A 21011-nucleotide genomic window follows, 5' to 3' on the forward strand; every position below is an offset into this window, starting at 1 on the left:
CGGTGTACACGGAGTCGTCTCGTTCGCGGATCCTGTCCCGCGCCGGACCGCTTCGGGAGTTTTGGTCATGCCTGGGCATGTCGGCACGATCTACGCAGCCACGAACGCGGTCTACGCCAGCCGGGCCACCGCCCGGACGGTGAAGCTCCTGCCGGACGGCACCGTCTTCCACGACCGCACGGCGCAGAAGATCCGCCGCCAGGAGCAGGGCCACCAGTACGCCGAAGCGCAGCTCATCGCGCTCGGAGCTCCGGTTCCGCGGGCCGGGTGCAACCCGGCCGTCTGGCTGCGGGAGGCCCTGGTCGCGGTCGGCGCCCGCAACGTACGGCACCGCGGAGCGCACCGCTACGTATGGCGGCTGGGCCGAAGCCGGCGCGAGCGCGAGCAGATCAAGCTCGGCCTCCCCGCCCAACGGCCCTACCCCAAGCAGCCCGACCCCGAACCGATCGCGGTCTGAGGGCTGTTCAGCCGCGCGGTCCGTACCGCCCGCCGCGGTCGCCGCTCTCACCGCCCGTTGCTTCGTGCTCCCTCAGGAGGAGAACCATGCCCGACCTCTGGAGACCGCCGCCGACCCTCTCAGTGCACCAGCTTGAAGGCTTTCCTGTGATCGGCCACGCGCACGGTCCCAAGGACACCGCCCCCTGGTCGACGCGGCCCGGGAACCGAACCCGATACAGCATCCACGCCGTCGACACCGCCCAGAACAAGTTGCTCGTGTCGATCGGCAGCGTCGTCCTCGGGGGCGGCACTGAGTACCCGCACCCCCAACGAGGCGTCACCGGCTGGGCTTCTCTCGCGTGTTTCGACCTCGTCCTTCTCACTCATTTGCGCACCAGCGGCTCGTACGCCGGACACCAGTGCCACCACCACATTCGTGCCTACCCCGAGGCACGGCCCTGCTGGCACTGCAAAGCCCGTCCTCCCGAGGCCCGGTGCGCCCACTTCACCGATTCCCAGCCCTACCAGACGGGCCCCGTCAGGGATGCCCGCTAGCCCGCCCACCAGGAAAGAGGAACCATGTCGCACACCACCCCCCTGTATGGCGACCCGGTTGCGTTCGCCGCGACCCGGCACCGCATCGTCATCAACCTGTCCGGCGGGAAGGACGGCCCGGTGGCCGGCTCGATCGCGATGGACGCCGCCCGCCAGGCAGGTGTCGCCGACCGCGTCTGGACCGCCCACGCGAGTCTGGGGCCGATGGAGTGGCCCGCCGTCACCGTGGACGGAGTGCGCTGGCCGAGTGCCAGCGAACTCGCTGCACAGCACAGCCAGGCCCTCGGCGTGCCGCCCGAGCGGCATATCGAGATCCGCCGCAGCCGTGAAGTCGACGGTGAACGGGTGCCGTTCGACCTGCTGACGTTCATCGCGGAACGAGGCGACTGGCCCTGGCTCGGCCGGGCCCGCACCTGCACGGGCCCGTGGAAGACGAAGATGGTGTACCAGGCGTTCACCCCCCAGGTCCGCGCACTCAGGAAGGAGACGGACGGCCCCCTGATGTTCGCCAACGTGCTCGGGATGCGGGCCGAGGAGAGCCCGGACCGGCGTAACCGGGAGGTGTGGCGCCGTACGACCGACAACTCGGCCCGGGTCCTCGACGAGTGGCTGCCCGCCCACCAGCTGAGCACCGAGGAGGTCTGGGAGCGCACGATCAGTGCGGGGCTGCCCTATCACTGGTGCTACGACTCGTACCCCGGAGCCAAGGACCGGCGTGGTTCCAGTCGTTGTTCGTGCTCGGCCTGCACCCTGGCCAACCACCGCGATCTGCTGCTGATGGCCGGGCGCCGGCCGCGGCTCGCCGAGCTGTGCGCGCTGGTCGAACGCGTCCGCCAGGTGCCGTTCAACCCGAACATCACCATGGCCGAGCTCATCGCCTTGTCCCGCCGGCACGATGCCCCGGACCCCGGCGTCTTGGTCGAGGAGAACGCGGACTTCGAGCGGATGGAACGCGACGTCCACGCCGCCCTGCGCAAGCCGCCCACATGGGACTCCAAGGCCCGCACCGGCCCGGATGAGTTCCTGCACAGCGCCGCCGGTTGCGACGGCTGCACGTGACCACCCCACCGCCCCCCTTACGGAGGGATACTGCTCATGATGACGACAACTCAGCGCCTCCTCGACCTCGCCGCGGCCGCACCGGTCAGCCACGGCGAAGACCTGGTGCTGCTCCTCAGCGAGGCGAACGACTTGTACCAGCAGGGCCTTCAGGCCCTGCACCGAGAGGTGGCAGCGCGTCTCGGCGGGCTGGCCATCCCCGATCTGATGCTCGCCGCGGATGCGGCCGGTATGCCCTGCGATGTCTCGCAGGACCGCGACGAGGTGATCCTGCTGCTGGCCCTGGTCGAGTGGGAGATGACCCCGGCCGCCATGGCGTACACGGAGATGGCTACGGACGCCGCGCGCCGCGGTATCTGCTTGATCCCCGAGGAGTAGTCCGTGCGCCGTGAGCGCGGCCGTCGGAGAAAACCTCGGGCCGCGGGCTGGACCTCCACCCGAAACTCCTGCCATTATTTGCGTTGTGAGTCGGGCTGGCCGGCTCACTGCTGACAGGACGGACGGTTCTGCCATGACCTCGCGCCGTGAGCCTCGCCTGGCCGACGCTGCCGAGATCGCGGCTGAACAGGGCCTGACGCCCGCGCGGATCACCAGCCTCTACACCGAGCGCGCGGAGAACACGGCTGGCAAGACGTTCCCCGAGCCGGCCGACAAGCGCGGCCGCGCACGCCTGTGGGACCACGCCGAGGTCACCGAGTGGTTCGCCCACCGGGCGCCGGCACGGCTCGCGGAACACGCACCACCTTCGCTCTCCCCGGAGACGTTGCTGAACGCGGCGGAGGCCTCGAGGTATCTCGGCTACAAGAACTCCAACCAGGTCACGACCTTCGTGCGAGACCACCCCGGGTACTTCCCCGACCCGGATGTCGTCGAAGAGAAGGGCACGGCGGAGAACCCCTACCGCCGGAAGCTTTGGAAGGTGGAGACGCTGCAGGCGTGGGCGGCTACCCGGCCGGGCCGCGGAAGACGAGCCGGAGCCAAGCAGGCACCGCCCCTGCCCGAGGTCCCGGTCGACGGCGATCCCGAGGAGCTTCTGGGGGCGAGCCAGGCGGCTGCCCTGCTGGGGTACAAGTCGGTCGGTTCCTTCTCCAGCAGCCTGTCCCAGGGCAACCTTCCGCTGTTGAAGGACACGGACGGGGTCGCCGTGAATGCCGGGCGTCAGAACGGGCGCCGGCGGTGGACGCGCCGGCGCATCCTCGAGCAGGCGGCCCAGCGGTCGCAGAAGTAGAACCCGGCGGTGAGTGGACCTCCGCGCACCGCCCCCTGTACGCGGCAGCCGGCTTTGGGAGTTGGTCCCTTGCGGGCCGGGTGTCGCACGATGGCCGGCATGGCGTGGCTCGCCACCACGCCCCGCAGCAGCATCCGCTGCTGCGGACCGGCCATCGCCGATCTTCCAGGACAGCTTCTGTGTCATCCGTCTGTTCGCGGATGTCTGGGGGGCGTCGCGCAGTCCCGTGGTCGGGGCCGTGGCCCCCGACCACGGCCCCGACCACGAGAGCGTTGTGGGGTCGTGACCCCGGTCGGGGTCTCGTGGTCGGGGGTTGGGTCGGGGGCTGAGGGTTGCCTCCTTCCATGACCCGTTCCACATCCGGTAATGCAGCCGCTGATCTGGCCCCGAGCCCCGCTGAACCGCTGCGCTTGCAGGTTCTGACCGCGCTCGCCCTGCACCGCATGGCCACGACAGGTCAGTTGCGTCAGATGCTTCGGCCGGACAGCTCCCGCCAGCTGTTTTCCCGCGTGCTGAACAAACTGCGTTCGACGGGCTTCGTCGACCTCACCCCGCTGCGGCAAACAGACCGGTCGCGTACGCACGCCTGGTATCTCACCTCTGAGGGGGCGCGCCTGACTCGCGATCTCCCCGTCCTGCGAGGGAGGCCGCCGTACCCCATCACCTCGACCACCGCGGCCTCGTTGAAGACGACGCACACGCTGACCGTCGTACGGTCGCACCTGCCGTTTGCAGCAGACGCGCGCCGACTCGGGCACGAGCACGGCCCGTGGGACTGGACTCCTGAGGTGGCTCATCCCATCGGTGAGGGCGAGCAACTCGTCGCCGACGCCGTCATGCACTACACAGTTGCCGACGGCGAACACCGGCGGAAAATGCGCGCGTTCATCGAAGTTGACCGCAGCACGATGAGCAGTGAGCGCCTTGCTGTGAAGTTGATCGCTTACGCGAGATTCTTCCACTACGAAGCCCAGCCCGTCGGCCGCCGCAAGCCCGCCTCCATCGCTTCGGCGTGGCTGCGCTGGTATCCGGTTTTCCCCCGCGTGCTCTTCGTGCTCACCGGATCCCCGCGGCCCCGGCTGGAAGCCCGCATCAGCGATCTGCAGGCGATGGTCGCGCAGCACCCGCTCGTTGCTGCGCTCGCCCGTGAGGTTCCGCTGGGAGCCGCCGTTTTGGAGGACATCGAGGAGCACGGTCCCAGCGGGTCAGTGTGGGTGCCACTGACGGGAGGCGAGCCTCGGCCGTGGACCGCCTTGTGACGGCGCCGCCCATGCCCTGGTACAAGCGAAGCCCGCGACAACGCGGGCGGCATGAAGATCCTCGCATCCTGGCTGACATGCACCTTTAAAAGTAAAGAAGCAGTCAAGCAGGATAAACCCGTCCGGCTGCGGTGGAGGTGCCACCGGCCGGACGGGGGATCACATGAGAATCAGCTCCGCCCTGGTCGCGGCCGCGCTCGCTGCCGGACTCGGCCTGGTCGCCACAGCCCCTGCCGGAGCCACAGCCACCGAACCGTCTGGCTCCCGGCCCGTGGTCACGGGAAAGAGCGACAGCGATGTCTCCATCAAACGCGCCTTCACCACATGGGCCACGAATGTGAATGTGCGCCACAACAACAGCAACTTCGCCGCCTGCAACAACTCGCCCTCCGTGGCCAACTGTCCGAACGTCCGAGGACAGGTGAACCCGGGCGACTCGTTCGAGGCGTGGTGTCAGAAGGTCGGCAGCCAGACGGTGGGCGGGAACCCGTACTGGGTCTACGTCATCCGGCCCACGTTCGAAGGCTGGATGGCCAGTTACTACGTCGACTACCCGGACAACGTCCTTCCGGACACCCCGTTCTGCGCCTGAAGCACGCACGCATGACAAGCTGAGTTGGGGTGCGATACAGACCAGCTCAACGGCTTGCCGCGGCTTCCGATCGAAGCGACGGATGGTCGGAAGCCGCGGGTCGCTCCAAGCCCTCCGGATGCTGCTGCACCGGGGTGGCTATGCATGTGTGAGCGGGCCAGGCTCCTCGCCTTCGAACCGACGGACCTCGCGCCGCATCACGGAAGTTGAGCTGCCGGTACTCACGGTCCGGCAGCTCGCATCTTCGGGGCGGTTCGAGGCATGTCAGTTGGTCATAGTGACGCGGGGAAGGCCCACACTGCTGTCGCCGATGAAGCCTTCCGGACGCTTCATCTTCTTATGCCTGGTGGATGTGCGGGGCCACCAGGCCATCGCCCGGCCACAAGCCCCGTTCGGCCACGAGCGGCACGAGGAACCTATCGATCTCCTTCAGTACGGCAGCGCGCTCGTTGGGTCCGTAGGTGATGAGTTCGTCGGTCGCGGCGTCGAAGGCGCGCACCTGGGTGTGCGGGCCGGCGATGATGAGGGCGCGGGCGATGTCAGGCAGTCCGAGGCTGAGGGCGTCGCATTCCCCTGCACGGACGAGCTGTGTCAGGTCGGTGATGACTTGTTCCCAGTCACCGACCGCCGGCCAGTCGGCGCCGCCGCCTAGTTCGTGGGTCAGGGTGGCCAGCGGGACGATCTCACCGGGCTGGCGTCCCCGGGTGAGTCGGTCGTGGATCTGGGCGCCGTCGGGCTGCTGCACCTGGGGGTGGAGCAGGGTGTCGGCGGCGACCACGGTGGTGTTGATCTCCTGGGTCCCCGCGTTGGGGTAGTACGGCTCGTGTGCGAAGAGGAGGTAGACGTCCGTAGTGCGGGCTGCGTCGGCGGGCCGGGTCTGCGTCATGGGCGGGTATCCCTTCCGCGGTGACATTTCGTTGATGGGCAGGGGTGTTGGCCGCGGCGCTGGTTCGAAGCCGGGCGGAAGCGGGCCCAGGGGGCTTTCGGCACTGCGGGGCTCGCCGGCCGCGTCGGCGGTCGGCGCGGCGCGGGGGCGCTCGAGTATCTGGGCGACCTGGTCGGCGAGTTGGCCCATCAGCCGCTCCCGGTGCGCAAGACGCGTCGATGCAGTGCTGGTGTCCTGGTCCTGGAGCAGGTCGGCGGCGCCCCACAGCAGGGTGTGGCCGATCTCGGCTGAGCGGCGCAGTTCGTAGCGATCGCTGTCGGCGGCGGCCTGGACGATGAAGGTGTGCAGGGCGGCGAGGCGCTGCAGGTAGTGGCAGGCGGCGTCTCCTTCAACGCTGCGGACGTGTTCGCGGGCCCGTTCGTCGAGCCGGTCGGGCAGGTGCTCGGTGAGCAGCGGGGCGAGCAGCATCGCCGGCAGCACGAGGTCGGCGGGGATACCGCGGCTGAGGGCGAACAGGGCGGCGAAGAAACTGACGGCTCCCATGGCGGCGGCGGAGTACCGCAGGGAGGCGGGGCTCGTGGCGGTCAAGGCGATGCGGTGGGCGGGGCGTCGGGTCAGCCAGCGCATGGCCAGCCGCTGCGGAAGCGTGGCGCCCGGGGTGAAGACCCCAATCTGCGAGGGGACCTTGGGCGGGGTGCCGTCGCTGGGAACGCTCCAGCCCAGCCAGCCCCATCCGGTGCGCTCGTACACGAGCGCAGGTTCGCCTGTGCCGGTGCATATGGTCTCGCGGCAGACATGGCCGGAGCGCAGGGCGCGGGAGCGTTCTTCGTCCCATCGTTGCGGATCGCGGGCGAAGGGGCGCAGCGGCTGCTGGGGTCCCGTTCCGAGTGAGTGGAGCGTGTCCGTCATGGGGTGCTCGCTTCCAGATGAAGGTCGGTCGCAGCGAGGGCAGAGGTGCAGGTGGCGCATCGGCCGTCGGCGTCGGGGTGCGCGCGCCGGGGAGTCGGCCCGGGGCAGGTGCGGCACAGCGGCCAGTCGAGGCAAGCCGGGCAGAGGTCTTCACCGGGTGCGGTGCCGGGCCTGCCGCAGCCCGCGCACTCGACGAGCGCCCGGTAGGTGATCGCCTCGTCGACCGTGCGGGCAGCAGCGGGCTGCGTCGTCCACGGGGCCTCGCCCGGGTCTACGTCGTCGGCGCTGGCAGCCGGAGGCGGGTAGAGCTGAGCGGAGCGCAGCCGGGCGGCGACGATCGCGCCGACGGAGGTACGGATCTGGCTCGGCAGCGGGCGGCTGGTGATGACGTGGCGCAGCTGCTCGGAGTTCCAGCCGGCGTCCAGCATCGCGGTCACGACCCGGCCCTGGTCGTACAAGGCCTTCTCCTGCAGCAGCAGTCCGGGATGGGCCGAACCGATCGACAGCAGCAGCCGTGTGCCCGCATCGAGAACCTGGGGCGCCGCCGCGCTCCTTCGCGGCGCGGACACAGCCGGGCGGCTGCTCGGGCGCTTGTCGCGGGCGCACGGAGGGACGGAGTTGGTGTTCTGCTTGTTGGTCTTCTTGTTGTTGGTGTTCTTTGTGCGGCGGCTGGCCAACGTAGGCTTATCCAGTACTGGATTTCCCGACTCTGGCTGCGACCTGCTGTTTTGCAGAGCAGGCAAGTCGGTGATGAAGTACGTGGCTGATCCGAGGGTGCCGTCGGGATTCCGGTCGCGATCCCGCTGCAGGTAGCCGCAGCGTGCAAGCTCGTCAAGTCCGGTCGTCACCGCGTCCACGCCCTCGCGACCCCGCCGGGCGAGATCCGCGACCGTCATGTGCCAGCCCTCGCGATGGGTGCTGATCAGTCCGAACAGGCCTTTCGCTTTGAAGGACATCCTGTGGTCACGGAACAAGTCATTCGCGACCTGAGTGAAACGGTCCCCGGCCATGACGCCGCGGCGGATGCCCATGCCGTATTCGCCCCGGCCGTCGCTAGGCGCCGACGGCGCGTGGACCGCTGTGGCCGCGTCGGCCATGAGGGCGTCGGTGAAGGCGGGATGGTCGGTGATGCAGTACGTAGCCGATCCGAGGGTGCCGTTCGTACGGCGCAGGCGTTCACGGATCAGGTAGCCGTGCTTCTCCAGTTCCATGAGCCCGGTGCGCACCGCGTCCCGTCCGTCAGGACCGGAGCGGACCAGGTCGGCGATGGTCACCTGCCAGCCGTCTTGATGAGTGCTGATCAGTCCGAACAGGCCTTTCGCTTTGAAGGACATCCTGGGGTCACGGAACAAGTCATTCGCGACCTGAGTGAACCGGTCGCCGGCCATCGAGCCCCGTCGAATGCGCGCTCCAGGCATCACGCGTCCACACGTGCACGATGTGCGCGGCAACCGGGGCCTCCCACACCGCTTGGGTGAGTGAGCCGGCAGGCGCCTGCGGTTGAGGGGACGTGCGTGGAATCCATGCAGGCAGCTCAGCCGTCGCCGCCGACCAAAACTGCGGCCACAACCCCCGACCACCGATCACGATCCAGCAACGTGCGTGCTGGGCTGCCGTGGTCGGGCGTGTGGTCGGGCCCGACCACGCGCCCCGTGGCCACGGCGAACAGCGGTCTGATCAGGCTGCGCATTCGGTCAGCACCGCAGACTGCGCAGCCGCGCGCCGGCAATTGCGCACACGCTGCGCGCCGTATCGCGGATCGTGCGCAATCGACGTGTGCGTGGGAGTGAGCGGCCTGCGCCCGGGGTGGCCGGAGCCGGCTGCGCAGTCGCCTGCCGCTGCGTAGCCCCCGGCGCGGACGGATCGGGCGAGTTGCTCGCCCGCAGAGACTTCACTCACCCGCGTTACGCACCAGCACCGTCCGCCCCGAGGCCCTGTGCTCCGGTGTCTCGGAGCGGGAGTTCACGGGATGCGAAATGTCGTGGTCGGGTCTGTGGTCGGGGGCGACCACAGACCCGACCACGGGTTCGTGTCCCCTTCGTGATCGTGGTCGGGTCTTCGTGGTCCATGGTCGGGTCGGGGCGGAGAAGTTGTCTCGGGTCAGAAGCAACAGCTCGCTCTGACCTGGGAGTTTGGAATGTCCCCTGCCATGCAGGCAGCACAGGAGCACGCCGCGCCGCCGACCGCTGCGGGGGCGCGGCTGCAGCAGATGCGGCGCCGGGCGCGTCTGGGCCGCCTGGGCGTGTGGGCCGCGGTCGCTGCTGGTCCCGTCGCGCTGACCGTCGCCGTGGCCACGCCCAGCACCGTGGTCCAGGCGGCCTCCGCGGCAAAGCCGACCTCCATAAAGGCGACCGTGCCCGCGGATCCGTCCGGGTACGCCGTGGTGTTCCTCGACGCGTGGCTGCGCAGCCGCGCAGCCGCCGAGACCACTGCGCAGGCCCGGCTTGCGCAGTCGATGGCACCGGACGTTGATCTTCCCGAGGTGTCGGATGCGCAGGCCGGGCCGGAGTCGGTCGTGGCGGTGCGCAGTGCGCAGCAGACGGCCACGGCGTGGTCGGTGACGGTGGCTGCGCAGTACGCCGACGGCTCATTGCGCTACTTCGCGGTGCCGGTCGTCGCCGACTCGCACGGCGCCTCGTTCACGGTGTCCGGTGCCCCGGGGGTGGTGGCCGGCCCTGCCCGCGCCAAGGGGGCTCAGTCTCCGTACTCGGTGGCCGTCCCGACGGGCAGCGAGGTGTCGTCCGCCGCCGGGGAGTTCCTTGCCGCGTACCTCGCGGGTGCCGGTGAGGTCGACCGCTACCTCGCGCCCGGCGTGAGCCTGTCCCCCGTCTCGCCCGCCCCGTACCAGACGGTCACGGTCCAGCAGATGCTCGCCGCCGACCAGGAGGCCGCCGCCGAGTCCGTCCCGGCCGACGGGACCCGGGTGCGGGTGATGGCCGAGGTCGAGGCCCGCGACCGTGGGGGGCGGTGGCCGCTGGCGTACGAACTGACACTCACGGCCCGCTCGGGCCGCTGGGAAGTCGCCTCTCTGGAGTCCGGCACCTCGCAGGCGGGGGGTGCCCGGTCATGACCAGTGTGGTGCTCGCCGGCGAGCTCGGCGATCTTGGCAACTCATGGATCTCGATGTTCGAGGGATGGGCAACGAAGGGTCTCCAGGCCGGTCTGCTCGTGATGGTCGTCGTGATCATGATCCAAAAGTTCTCGCTCAAGGCGGGGATTGGCGCCTTGATCCTGATGGTGATCGCGCTTGGACTGTACAACTCGCGCAACGACCTTGCCCGGATGTTCGAGGACGAGGTCAAGAATCCGTCCAAGGGCGCACCCGCCGTTCCGGGCATCGTTGGCGGCGGTTCTCCGGCTGCCCGTGAACACTCCGCAGGGTTTGGGGGTGGGCTGTGAGCGCCGCCGCCGCGTCCGTGCGGATGGGCCGTTTCTACACCGCGGCCCGCCGCCACCCGTGGGTCCTGGGCAAGGTGGCCGACTGGCGTATCCCGCTCGGTCCCTACACGCCCGCGCAGATCCTCCTTGCCGTCGTCGGCGGCTTCGTTCTGGTCAAGACGATCGCCCTATGGTCGTGGCTGGGGCCCGTTCCGATCGCCGCCTGGCTGCTGGGCATCTGGGCGGTGCGCCGTCCGAAGATGATGGGCCGCGCCCCGTTCCCGGCCGCCCTGGGCTGGCTACTGCTGCTCTGGCAGCCGCGCGGGGGCCGGATCGGCGGCCGCGCAGCCCGCGACCGCGCCGCACGAACCCTCGTCGGTGGCTTCGTCATCGAGACCAACGCTCCGGCCGCGCCGATCCCTTCGGCTCCGCGGCCGCCAGCCGTCGCCGAACGGACCCCACGCCAGGCGAAGAGGCCGCGGTCGGGCGGCCGTCCAGCGGTGGCCACCGCGACTGGGCCGGTACGGCCGATGTCGGGTGTGCAGCAGTTGCTCGCGCGCGCCGAACAGGGGGGTGCGCGGTGAGGGTGCCGATCCGTCATATCGCCGGGCACCTCGTGTGGTCGACGCACGGCAGCGTGTGGGCCCTCTACCGGCTGCACCCGGGCCCGGACGCGCAAGGGCAGCAGGAGGAGACCGTCCAGGGCAGCTACGTGCCCGCCGCTGTCCGGGAAGAACAGCTCGCCAAGATCACACATCTGGTGCGGTCCCTGACCGGGTCGCCGAGGGTGTTCGGCCTGTGCGCCCAGGTCGATCCGGGCGAGGTCGCGCTGCGCATGATCGAGGGCATCGAGCCCGCCGAGGCGGCGCCCGGCCAGACGCACCCATGGGTGGAGAACGTTGAAGCCACCCTGGATCTGCTGGACGGACAGGAGATGCACCGCCGCACGCTGTGGCTGGCCGTCCCGCTGCAGAGCGAGGGTGCCGGCCGGCAGATTTCCGCTCAGGTCGGCGCTGTGTGGGCGGAGATCGCCCCGGCGCTGGGCATGCGGCCGACCCCGGTGGCACGCCGGGAAGTGATGGCGTACCAGGAGCAGGCCTCCCGGGTGGAGGCCGCGCTCGCCGGCGGCGTCGCGCTCCGCCCGGCCCGCCCAGCGGAGATCGTGTGGATGGTCCAGCACGCGCTGCACCGCGGTATGGACGAGCCGCTGCTGACCGAGGCCGAGTCCAGCGAGTTGTACGGCGGGCAGATGCGCGAGGGGGTGCTGAACTCCCCCAGCTACGCCGATCTCGGCCAGGTCCGCCTCCAAGAGGGCGGCATCGACCCGACCGTCGACGACATGGGCGACCTCAAGAGCGTCAGCCAGCTCACCCGGTCGGGCCGTAAGGCGTGGTGGCGGGTGAATACCGGTTCGCCGCTGCGCCGGCGGTGGCTGCAGATCGAGTCCGACGCCGGCACCGGCTACCAGGCGCAGTTGGCGCTCGCCGAGTGCCCGCCCGCGGTCAGCGCGGATGCCGCCGACCTGTTCGCGCAGCTGGAGACGCTGGATTTCCCCGTCGACTACACCGTCGATCTCACGCTGGTGCCGGCGGAGAAGGCCCGGGACCAGGTGCGGCGCAAGCGCACCGAACTCGTCGACCAGGCCGACCAGTACGACGCCCGGCCCACCGGCATGCCCGCCTCGCTCACGGACGCCGCCCGCGACCTGGGCGAACTAGACGCGCGGTTGTCGCGCACCTCGGTCGAGGTCGAGGTGCAGTCCGTGACCGTCCTGACGGTATGGGGGCCGACCGCCGCGATCTGCGATGCCCGCGCCCGGGCGTTGGCCTCGCTGCTCGGCGGCGCCGACTACCGCGCCGTACGCCCGGCCGGACTGCAGGAGGCCCTCTTCCTGCTCGGGCTTCCCGGCACCACGCGGCCGGGAGCCGTCAGGGAGTTCACCCAGCACCAGGTGAGCGAGGACTGGGCGTTGGGCGGGGCCTTCACCCTCGCGGAGGCCGGTGACCCCAACGGCATGTTCCTCGGCCTCGACCTGGACTGCGGCACCACCCGCCCCGTCATGATCAACGTGGCGGACGCGCCGAAGCACGACGCCAGCGCCTCGCTGGGCATCGTGGGTGATCTGGGGGCCGGGAAGTCCGTCCTGCAGAAGCTGATCGCGGAGGCAGTGTGGGCGCGCGGCGGCTGCGCGATCTGCATCGACCGCACCCCCGTGCGCGAGTGGGCGTCCTTCGCCCGAACCGCCGCCAAGGGCCGCGTCCAGATCATCGACGCCGCCCGGGCCGAGGTATCCATCGACCCGTTGCGCATGTTCGCCGGGCCCGAGGGCCGCCACTACGCCCTGTCCTACTTGACCCTGCAACTCGGCATCGGCCCGATGAGCACCAACGGCGAGGTCCTGCACCACGCCGTCGAGCAGGCCGCCGCCGGCGAGCAGCCGTCCATGCGCCGTGTCCTGGAAGTCCTGGAGGAGATGGCCAGGAGCGAGGGGGGCAAGCGGCAGGACGCGGCGTCCACGCTGGCCGGCCTCGTCCGCGTCGTCGCCACCAACCCCCTGGCGGCGATGGTGTTCGACCCCGCCCTGCCCCCGGTGCGGCTGGACGCGTCCAGCACCTCCGACATGATCGTGATCACCACCGCGGGGCTGAAACTGCCGCCCAAAGCGGCGTTCGCCAATCCGGAGATCCTGCACCAGCAGCCGCTGGAGGCCCTGATCGGGCGCGCCGTGCTGTATCTGATCGCCGCTATCGCGCGGCAGACCGCGTTCGAGGACCCCGAGCGGTTCACCGCGGTGGTCGCGGACGAGCTGTACTGGCTCACTTCCTCCGCGGAGGGCACCGCGCTCGTCCACGAGATCCTCCACGACGGCCGTAAGCACGGCGCCGGCCTGCTCGCGGCCTCCCACGACGCCGAGGAACTTGGCCCCGACCGCGGGCTGATGGCCTACCGGGCGCTGGCCCGCACCGCCGACCGCGATCGTGCCCGCCGCGGTCTGGAGTTCGTCGGGCTCGATCCGAACGATGGCGGCCTGCTGCGGCTGGTGACCACCGGCCTGTCCCCCGTCGGCCAACGCGGCCGCGAAGGCGAGTTCCTGCTGGCCTGCCCGCGGCAGAACACGGGCCGCGTCAAGGCCGTCATCCCCAACATCACACGGATCGCGGCCTCCATCGCCACCACTCCGGGCCGCCGTACGAGCGCGAGCAGCGCGGACGCCTCTACCGAGGCCGCCACGGCCCGACCGAAGGAATACTTCGCATGAGCACGCCGTCTTTTCCCTCATCCCGCCCGCGGCGCGTCGCCCGAACAGCGAGCGCCCTGATCGTGGTCGCCCTGCCGGCAGTCCTGCTCGCCCTGGTCATCCAAGCGGGCGTGCCCCAGTCGTGGTGGCCGCAGACCGGGCAGGCCTTCGCCGCCGACCAGACTCACATCGCAGCGGTGCGCACTGATCCATGCGATCTGATCGTGGGCCCGGCCAAGGAGTACTGCGAACGTGGCCATCAATCCGCCACGACATCGTCCCCCTCCGCCAGTGAGGTCTCCCACGAGGGCGCCAGGGTGGCATGGATGGCGATACCCCTGGCGGCGGGCCTGGCCGCCGCCGTCCTGTGGCTGCGCCGGGGCACTGCCGGACACGGGGGGCGCTGAATGTGGCGCCCAGACCGCGGCACGCTCCGCTCGGCCGGCACCGTCGTCCTGCTGGCCGGCGTGTTCGTTGTGGTCAACAGCCAGGTCGTGTACGCGGCGAGCAGCAGCAGTGAGACCGGTGACCTCCTCGCGCCGCTGAACATCCCCTCTTCCGAGGGGCTGCCCATCAACGGCTATGAGCTGGGAGCGGACGGGGGCTCCATCGTCAGCGTCAAGACCCAAGCCCTCGCCTTCGCCCTCGGGGGCCTGTTCACGCTCATCCGGCTCCTGGTCGGCTTGGCCGGCTGGTCCATCGAGGTCGCTCTGCGGTTTCCGCTGCTGAAGATCCTCATCCGCCCGGCGCAGAAGGTCGCCGACGCCTACAACAACGTGGTCGTCGACACCCTCGGGATCAAGGGGTTGTTGCTGGCCTGGGCTTTCGTTTTTGCCGGGTTCATGATCGTACGCGGCCGAGTCGGCCGCGGACTGGGCGAGATCTTCCTCACCCTGCTGATCGCGGCGTTCGCCGCCTCCGCTTTCGTCCGCCCTGACTACCTGCTCGCCCAGGACGGGCCATTGGGGCAGACCCAGCAGGTGGCTGCCGAGGTCGCCCAGGAGAGCGTCAACTCCTACGACTGGGGCGGCAAGATCGCCAGCACCGATCCGTGCGCGGGCATGGCCGGCAACGCTGAACTGAAATGCCTGGAGCGTGAAGAGGAAGCGCCCGTCTCAGCAGCAGACGTGGCCCGCCCTCTCCAGGACTCGATCACCAATGCGCTGATCGTCAAGCCGTACATGCTGCTCGAGTACGGGCGCATCCTCGACCCCGCCAAGAAATCCGACCGCGAGGCCTACGCCGTCCATCTGAAATGGGTCGCTGGCGGATACAAGGCCTACACCAGCGACGACGATGACGGGGGCGCGGACTGTTCTTTGATCGCGCCACCGGCCCGGAAGTACTGCGAGGAGCAGAACGCGAAGCAGAAGAAGGCGAAGGACGCCTGCTCGCTGGTCCACGGCCCGGCCAAGGAGTTCTGCGAGAGCGACAAGGAGGAGGCGGGTAACAACTGCGATCTCCTTGACGGCCAGGCCAGAAAGGTCTGCGAAAGCGACGGACTGCCTGAGCTGACGCCGGGCGGTGAACTGCTGGACTCCGCAACCGCGATTGTGTCCCAAGAGGACCAGGAGTTCGCCGCGTTCATGGCGGACATGAAGAAGGCCGGAGACGTCGGGAAGTCGTGCGCTGCCTACGCCGAGCAGCCCACATGGTGGCGGGTCGGCGGCGCCTTCCTGCTGCTGATCGGCGCCCTGTTCATCTGCGGCATGCTCCTGTCCAGCGCGATCGTCCTGCTCGGAACCCAGGGCGTGTGCGCTGCGGCTGCCGCCGCCGGGGGCGTCACCTTCGTCGCAGGCATGCTGCCCGGCCCTGCCCGGCAGTCGGTGTGGAAGTGGTTGTCGATCTGGGGCATTGCGATCATGACCATGGTCGCGGTGTGCGCCTTCGTCCCGTTCTTCGGGATCGCCGTCGATTCCACCATCACCAACGGGCCTGACCTGATGGTGGAACGGATTCTGCTGATCGACGTGCTGGCCATCGCCGGCGCGGCCGGGCACCGCCGCCTGCTGTCGGGGATCACGTCCTTCGGGCAGCGCATGGCCATGCGGATGCGGTACGCCAAGGTCGGCGGCACCCACCTGCCCGGCGACACCTCCGAGCTGGGTGCCGCGCTCGCCATGAACTCCCCTGCGGCGATGGGTGGATACGGCGGCGGGCTGCGTGCCTTCACCGGCGGCGGGGGCGGCCGGTTCGGGATGCTCGGCACCCGGCAGAGGTTGATGGGCGCGCTCACCTCGCTGGTCGACGGGGCGGGTATGCCCGTCGACACCGGGCGGATGTTCGCCGATGCCACAGCGGAAGCGGGGCGCGGGCTCGCGCCGCTGGCCGCCGCGGCAGCTGGCGGCGGGCTCGGTGCACGGATTGGTGCGAAGGGCGCGTACGGGCTGCTGATCGGCCGACGGCCGGACCAGGAGCAGCTGGCCAAGTGGCAAAAGCCCACCGGTGTCGAAGGCGAGGGCGACAGCGCAAGCAGCGGGGAGGGTCCAGGCGGCAGTCTGCGGCGTAACGGCCCGCGAGACCGTTACCGCGATGACGAGGGCCAGGTCGTCGACCGGAACACCGGCGAGGTGCTGCACGACCAGAACACCGACCGCCCCCTGTTGTCCACGCGCGCCCACAACCGGCTGGTCCGTTTCCGCGGCTACCGCATCCTCCACCGGGGCGGCCGAACCGCCTACGGGGCAACGGCGGGTCTGCCGGTAAGTGTGCGCCGCGCCCGGCAGGGCGGCTCGCGCTACACGCAGGACGCCCGCCAGCAGGTTCGGGTGTGGCGTAACACCGTGCGCGAAGACGGCCGGGTCTGGGGCGAGGCGGGACGGACTGCCGCCCAGTGGAACCGCGAGCACGGGGACGACCGCGGCGGGATGGGGCCTTTCCACAGCCGTCGCCTGCCCACCGGGGACCCCACGGCACGGCCGGGTAGTTCCGGACCATCGGGCTCCGCACCTACAGCAACGCCGTCCGCGTCCCGGCGGCGGCTGACGGACGCTCCCTCCGAGGTGCGCCGCAAGCTGCGGGACGCCTTCAACCGGGGGCGCGACGACAGCTCTTCTGAGGGTGGTGACGGTTCGTGAGCCGCCGCGGCCGGAAGGCCAAGTGGGTCTTCCTGGTGGTGATGCTGCTGTTCGCGGCCGTGTGCTGCGCCGCACCGGTGGGCAACGCGATCAGCGCGTACCTCGCGCTCACGTCGGCTGCTCAGGACGACGGCGGGATCGCCCAGGGCGGCAGCGCAGCCGACATCCCGCCGCGGATGCTCACCGCGTACAAGCAGGCCGTCCATCAGGTCAGCCAGCATGTTCCGAAGTGCCGGGGCATGCGCTGGCCGGTCCTCGCCGGGATCGCCAAGGTCGAGTCCAACCACGCCGTCGGCAGGAACATCGCCGACAACGGCGACATCCGCCCGCGCATCTACGGGGTGCTCCTCAACGGCTCCGGCCAGGGCGGCAACACCACCGTCTTCACCGACACCGACAACGGCCGCTGGGACGGCACCGCGAACTCGGAGCGTGCTGTCGGCCCCTTCCAGTTCCTGCCCTCCACCTGGGAAGGCGTCGGCAAGGACGCCAACGGCGACAAGATTGCCGACCCGCACAACGCCGACGACGCCGCGCTCGGCGCCGCGATCTACTTGTGCGGAAACGGCCGTGACCTGACACAGCGGTCACAGCTGAAGGCCGCGATCTTCCAGTACAACCAGTCGAATGAGTACGTCGCCAACGTGCTGGGCTGGATCGACCAGTACACGGAGGCCGCCAAGGACCCGGACCTGAAGAACGTCACAGGTACGGTCCGCACCGTCATCGAGGCCGCACTCTCCCAGCAGGGTGTCCCCTACTCGTGGGGCGGCGGCAACGCGAACGGCAAGTCGACCGGCATCTGCTGCTCCCCCAGCGGGAAGAGCGGCGCGGGCATCAACGGCTTTGACTGCTCCGGACTGACCCAGTTCGCGTACGCGCAGGCCGGCATCAGCCTTCCGCGCGTCGCGGCCGCCCAGGCAGGTGTCGGCAAGCGGATCCCCGCCAGCCTCGGCGCAAGCGCGCTCAAAGCCGGTGACCTCGTCTTCTACGCCACCGCTCCCGGACGCGATCCCACGATTTACCACGTCGGGATCTACGTAGGCAGCGGAAAGATGATCAACGCTCCCCGCCCGGGCGCTGTGGTGCGCCTGGACGCCGTCAACGCAATGTCCGGATACGCGGGAGGAGCGCGACTGCTATGACCACCCTCCCGCGCTCACCGCGCTTGCTGTTGCTGAGCACCCTTGTACTCGCCGTCGCAGGTGTCGCCCTGCTCAGCGTGCCGGACGACCGGGTGCAAGCGGGCCCGGCTCCGGCGACGCACGCGACGTCGGCTCCATCGCCGGCCGCCACGGTTTCGCCGGCCGGCCAGCAAACCGCTGGCGCGGCTCTCTCCGCGACGTCCGCAGCCGCGATCCCGTCTGCCGTCACATCTGCTCTGCCGCCGCACGGTGAGGGCGTGGCCGGAGACCCGGCGATCCAAAGGAATCTGGAGGCGGCATGGCCGGCCGACCTTCCCGCAAGCGACGAGCGGGAGTTGCTCATCGCAGGTCGCGCTCTGCTTCGCGCGGACGCCACCGGCATCGGCCGCGCCACGTGGCCACAGGTGTTCCCCGACGCAGGCCGCCAGGCGGTAGCCCCGGCGTTCGCCACCGCCCGCTTCCGTATCCAGGCCGCGATCGCCCGCCGCGACACCGGCCCGGACACGGCGGTGGTCCATCTGGTGTGGGCCGGCATGGACCGCGGCGGCACCTTCACTGACCTCCGCATCACCGATCTGCTCTTTACCCGCACCACCGAAAAGGGAAAAACGACGTGGACTCCGCTGCCTCGCATCTGACGAGCCAGGCCTCTGAGGGGACGTACGGTCAGGTAATCGGCCTGATCACCGGGCTCCTCGAAGCCGTCGACTGGCTCTACGACCACTGGTACCTGTTCGCTCTCGCCGTCGCGATGGGGTGGGGCGTGGGTGAGCTGGTGGTGCGTCATCTCGCCAAGCGGGCTCATGCCCAGCGGATGGCTCTGGAGCTCACTCCCGTCCGGTACTTCGACCCCGGGCTCGAGGAGATCTTCCGCCGCGGTGTGCAGCTCTCGCGTGCCTCGACGAGCATGCCGTGGTGGGTGCCGCGGCGTTCGAAGGCCGTGCAGATCAGGCTGCGCGCGGACGGCAGTGCGCCGCTGCGCTACCGCGTCGAGGGTCCCGCGGGCGGTGAACGGCTGCTGTCCATCACCCCCTTCGGGCCGAACGTCACCGTCGACCGGGCCCGTCCGATCGTGGACAAGCCCCGCGACCACACGGTGCGGGCGGAGTTCATTCTTCGCGGCAAGCTCACCTCCCCCCTGCGGGACGTGCCGCTGGAGCCCGACCCCCTGCAGCCCTTGGTCGACGCCGTGTCCGACCTGCGCACAGAACTGGGCGACCTCGCCGAGATACGCCTGGACATCCAGCGCGCCCCCAAGTGGGCGCTGCGCGCTCGCCGGATGCAGCTCATGAGTGCCGCCCGCCGCCGGGAGCGCCGGGAGACCCAGCGCGCCTCCCGAGTGGTGCGCCAGGATGCCGCCGGGATCGAGGACTCACTCGCCTGGAACCTGCAGTCGCTGCTCACCGGCAAGGACGGATCCGCAGGGCGGCGGCTGGTGATGCCTCCCGTACCGCGCCGCGTGGAGCGTGACGAGGCGCTCGGCAAGCTCGCCGATGACGATCAGCTCGTACGGGTCCAGTTGCTTGTGATGTGCGCGTCGAACATCGAAGGACGCGCCGAGGCCCGTCTGGCCCAACTGCAGGCCGCGTTCGATGTGTTCGGCGGGCAGTCGCGGTGGGCGATGCGCGGCTGGCGGCTGGGACCGTGGCGGCTGGGTGCCGATCACTGGCCCACCCGGCGCAGCTGGGAACGCCGCTGGCAGCTAGGGCAGTGCCAGCCGCCCCGCGCGAACTGGGTGCGCCTGGAGGAATTGACGGGACTGCTCAAGCCGCCGACCGTCCATTGCCGGCTTCCGCTGCTCGCCGGTGACCTCCCCGACTTCGAGTTCGGCAATCCTGACCTGCTGCTGCAAGGCATCTACCGGGGACCCGACGGCCGCAAGCGGCTTGTTGCCACCTACACGGCCGAAACGCTGTTCGAGTGCGGAGTGGGCAAGGCCGGCGGCGGCAAGACCGAGAGGGCCCTCGCACAGGCGCTCGGGGTGGCGCACGCCGGCGGGGGGTTGATGTTCATCGACCCGCACCGCGACTCCTGGCCCCGGGCCGCGACGTTCCTCGCCCACGACCATCTGATGCCGAGGATCGCGCTGATCGATCTCAATGCGGCGGGGCCTTCACCGATGTTGAGCTCGTGGAATCCGATCGCCATGCACCACGGCCCGGCGCCGCACGACGTCGTCGAATCGGTCACCGACGCCTTCGCGTCCATCCTCGGCTGGGACGATGCCGCCGCTCCCCGGGCGCTGACCATCCTCACGTCGTGCCTGACCGTCCTGGTCGCCGTCAACCAGGCCGCCTGCCGGGCCGGGCGCCGCGAAGACCAGGCCACCCTCTTCCAGGTACGGTCGTTGATCTCCGACGCGGGTTTTAGGGCCGCGGCGCTGTCCGCCGTGGCGGACCTGTTGGACGAAGACACGCGGTCGTGGTGGCGAACGGTGTGCCCCACCTTCCCGCCGGACGCGTTCGGCGTGGTCCTCAACCCGCTCGCCCGGCTGGCCGCGAACCCGGTCACCCGCGCCTTCCTCGGGCAGCCGGTCGGCGTCTACAACAGCCGGGCCGCCATGGACAGCGGGATGATCGTGTGGGTGTGCCCGGCCGGGAACGGGCCCACCGACCGGCTGCTGACCTCGCTCATCGCACGGGATTTGCTGCGGGCGGTGCGCTCGCGCCGGGACACCCCGGAAGAGCAACGGCGGCTGTTCCGTCTGTACTTCGACGAACTGATTACCCTGACCGGGGCGGCCCCGGAGACCATTGCGTCGATGTTCGAGGACTTCAGGAAGTTCCGGGTCACGGTGCACGGGATGACCCAGCTGCTGGGCCGTCTGCCGGCCCCTGTGCGGATGTCACTGACGCAGAACGCGTCCACGCTCGCGTCCACCGCGGGATCCAAGAGCGCAATCGCGCCGATCACCGCGGAGTGGGGGGACACCCCGAGCGCGGACGAGGTGGCCGTCCTCGACCGGTTCGAGCACTACGCCTCGTTCACCGTCGACGGCCGCCGTGTCGGACCGGTCCGGATCACGGGCCCGCACCTGGACGAGGTGTTCGCGGACTACGCCCGGCCCGGCAAGGTCGGCGCCCTGGAGCGCGCTGCCCGGGCCACGGCCGGGGCGGCGCCGCTCGATGAGCTCACCGCCAGGGCTGCCGCCCAGCAGGGCCGGGTCGCGAGGTTTCTTGCCGAGCATGCTCCCGCCACCACAGCTCTCGTCAGTCTGAGCAAGACACCTAAGCGGTACCAGTGAGCC

Annotated in this window: 17 protein-coding genes; 15 read left to right on the forward strand and 2 right to left on the reverse strand. The window is 70.1% G+C overall.

Annotated elements, in window-relative coordinates:
* Window positions 1-67 precede the first annotated feature (67 nt).
* From ACGFWE_RS40375 to ACGFWE_RS40400, 6 genes are all read left to right on the forward strand, one after another.
* Window positions 68-457 carry a hypothetical protein gene (locus ACGFWE_RS40375; protein WP_319710407.1) on the forward strand — a complete coding sequence of 130 codons (390 nt, stop codon included), beginning with the start codon at window positions 68-70 and terminating at the stop codon, window positions 455-457.
* Window positions 458-1017: 560 nt separating this feature from the next.
* The gene (locus ACGFWE_RS40380; RefSeq protein WP_393605297.1) at window positions 1018-2052 is read left to right on the forward strand and encodes a phosphoadenosine phosphosulfate reductase; all 1035 of its coding nucleotides are present in this window, start codon (window positions 1018-1020) and stop codon (window positions 2050-2052) included.
* A 36-nt stretch (window positions 2053-2088) separates the two neighbouring features.
* The gene (locus tag ACGFWE_RS40385) at window positions 2089-2430 is read left to right on the forward strand and encodes a hypothetical protein (protein ID WP_393605299.1); all 342 of its coding nucleotides are present in this window, start codon (window positions 2089-2091) and stop codon (window positions 2428-2430) included.
* 133 nt (window positions 2431-2563) lie between these two features.
* Window positions 2564-3280 carry a hypothetical protein gene (locus ACGFWE_RS40390; RefSeq protein WP_393605301.1) on the forward strand — a complete coding sequence of 239 codons (717 nt, stop codon included), beginning with the start codon at window positions 2564-2566 and terminating at the stop codon, window positions 3278-3280.
* A 344-nt stretch (window positions 3281-3624) separates the two neighbouring features.
* Window positions 3625-4539 (forward strand): replication-relaxation family protein, encoded by a 915-nt coding sequence (locus tag ACGFWE_RS40395; RefSeq protein ID WP_393605303.1) that lies wholly within the window; start codon window positions 3625-3627, stop codon window positions 4537-4539.
* A 163-nt stretch (window positions 4540-4702) separates the two neighbouring features.
* On the forward strand, window positions 4703-5131 hold the full coding sequence (locus ACGFWE_RS40400) for a hypothetical protein (protein ID WP_393605305.1): 429 nt from the start codon (window positions 4703-4705) through the stop codon (window positions 5129-5131).
* A 337-nt stretch (window positions 5132-5468) separates the two neighbouring features.
* Here ACGFWE_RS40400 and ACGFWE_RS40405 read toward each other — a convergent pair whose 3' ends face one another.
* Complete coding sequence (locus tag ACGFWE_RS40405; protein WP_393605307.1) at window positions 5469-6926, reverse strand: hypothetical protein; 1458 nt, start codon at window positions 6924-6926, stop codon at window positions 5469-5471.
* Window positions 6923-8314, reverse strand: a complete 1392-nt coding sequence (locus ACGFWE_RS40410) for a hypothetical protein (RefSeq protein WP_393605309.1) — start codon at window positions 8312-8314, stop codon at window positions 6923-6925. Before ACGFWE_RS40410 ends, ACGFWE_RS40405 begins: the two co-directional genes overlap by 4 nt.
* A 761-nt stretch (window positions 8315-9075) precedes the next feature.
* Between ACGFWE_RS40410 and ACGFWE_RS40415 the strand changes: the two genes are divergently transcribed.
* Genes ACGFWE_RS40415 through ACGFWE_RS40455 form a run of 9 tightly spaced genes read left to right on the forward strand, consistent with a single transcriptional unit; the run spans window position 9076 to window position 21008 of the window.
* Window positions 9076-9996: a conjugal transfer protein gene (locus ACGFWE_RS40415; protein WP_393605311.1), complete on the forward strand. Its 921-nt coding sequence runs from the start codon at window positions 9076-9078 to the stop codon at window positions 9994-9996.
* A complete protein-coding gene (locus ACGFWE_RS40420; RefSeq protein WP_393605313.1) occupies window positions 9993-10325 on the forward strand; it encodes a hypothetical protein in 333 nt (110 codons plus the stop codon). Before ACGFWE_RS40415 ends, ACGFWE_RS40420 begins: the two co-directional genes overlap by 4 nt.
* Window positions 10326-10348: 23 nt before the next feature.
* Window positions 10349-10888: a hypothetical protein gene (locus ACGFWE_RS40425; protein ID WP_393605538.1), complete on the forward strand. Its 540-nt coding sequence runs from the start codon at window positions 10349-10351 to the stop codon at window positions 10886-10888.
* A complete protein-coding gene (locus ACGFWE_RS40430; RefSeq protein ID WP_393605315.1) occupies window positions 10885-13563 on the forward strand; it encodes an ATP-binding protein in 2679 nt (892 codons plus the stop codon). The genes ACGFWE_RS40425 and ACGFWE_RS40430 overlap by 4 nt, the downstream gene beginning before the upstream one ends.
* Window positions 13560-13949, forward strand: a complete 390-nt coding sequence (locus tag ACGFWE_RS40435; RefSeq protein WP_393605317.1) for a hypothetical protein — start codon at window positions 13560-13562, stop codon at window positions 13947-13949. The genes ACGFWE_RS40430 and ACGFWE_RS40435 overlap by 4 nt, the downstream gene beginning before the upstream one ends.
* Window positions 13950-16619: a hypothetical protein gene (locus tag ACGFWE_RS40440; protein ID WP_393605319.1), complete on the forward strand. Its 2670-nt coding sequence runs from the start codon at window positions 13950-13952 to the stop codon at window positions 16617-16619.
* Window positions 16616-17764 (forward strand): C40 family peptidase, encoded by a 1149-nt coding sequence (locus ACGFWE_RS40445; RefSeq protein WP_393605321.1) that lies wholly within the window; start codon window positions 16616-16618, stop codon window positions 17762-17764. Before ACGFWE_RS40440 ends, ACGFWE_RS40445 begins: the two co-directional genes overlap by 4 nt.
* The gene (locus ACGFWE_RS40450) at window positions 17761-18402 is read left to right on the forward strand and encodes a hypothetical protein (RefSeq protein ID WP_393605323.1); all 642 of its coding nucleotides are present in this window, start codon (window positions 17761-17763) and stop codon (window positions 18400-18402) included. The genes ACGFWE_RS40445 and ACGFWE_RS40450 overlap by 4 nt, the downstream gene beginning before the upstream one ends.
* Window positions 18378-21008, forward strand: coding sequence for an ATP/GTP-binding protein (locus ACGFWE_RS40455; protein ID WP_393605325.1), 2631 nt, complete (start codon window positions 18378-18380; stop codon window positions 21006-21008). The genes ACGFWE_RS40450 and ACGFWE_RS40455 overlap by 25 nt, the downstream gene beginning before the upstream one ends.
* Window positions 21009-21011: the final 3 nt, after the last annotated feature.

This window comes from Streptomyces sp. NPDC048523 (genome assembly GCF_043199815.1).
GTDB lineage: Bacteria > Actinomycetota > Actinomycetes > Streptomycetales > Streptomycetaceae > Streptomyces.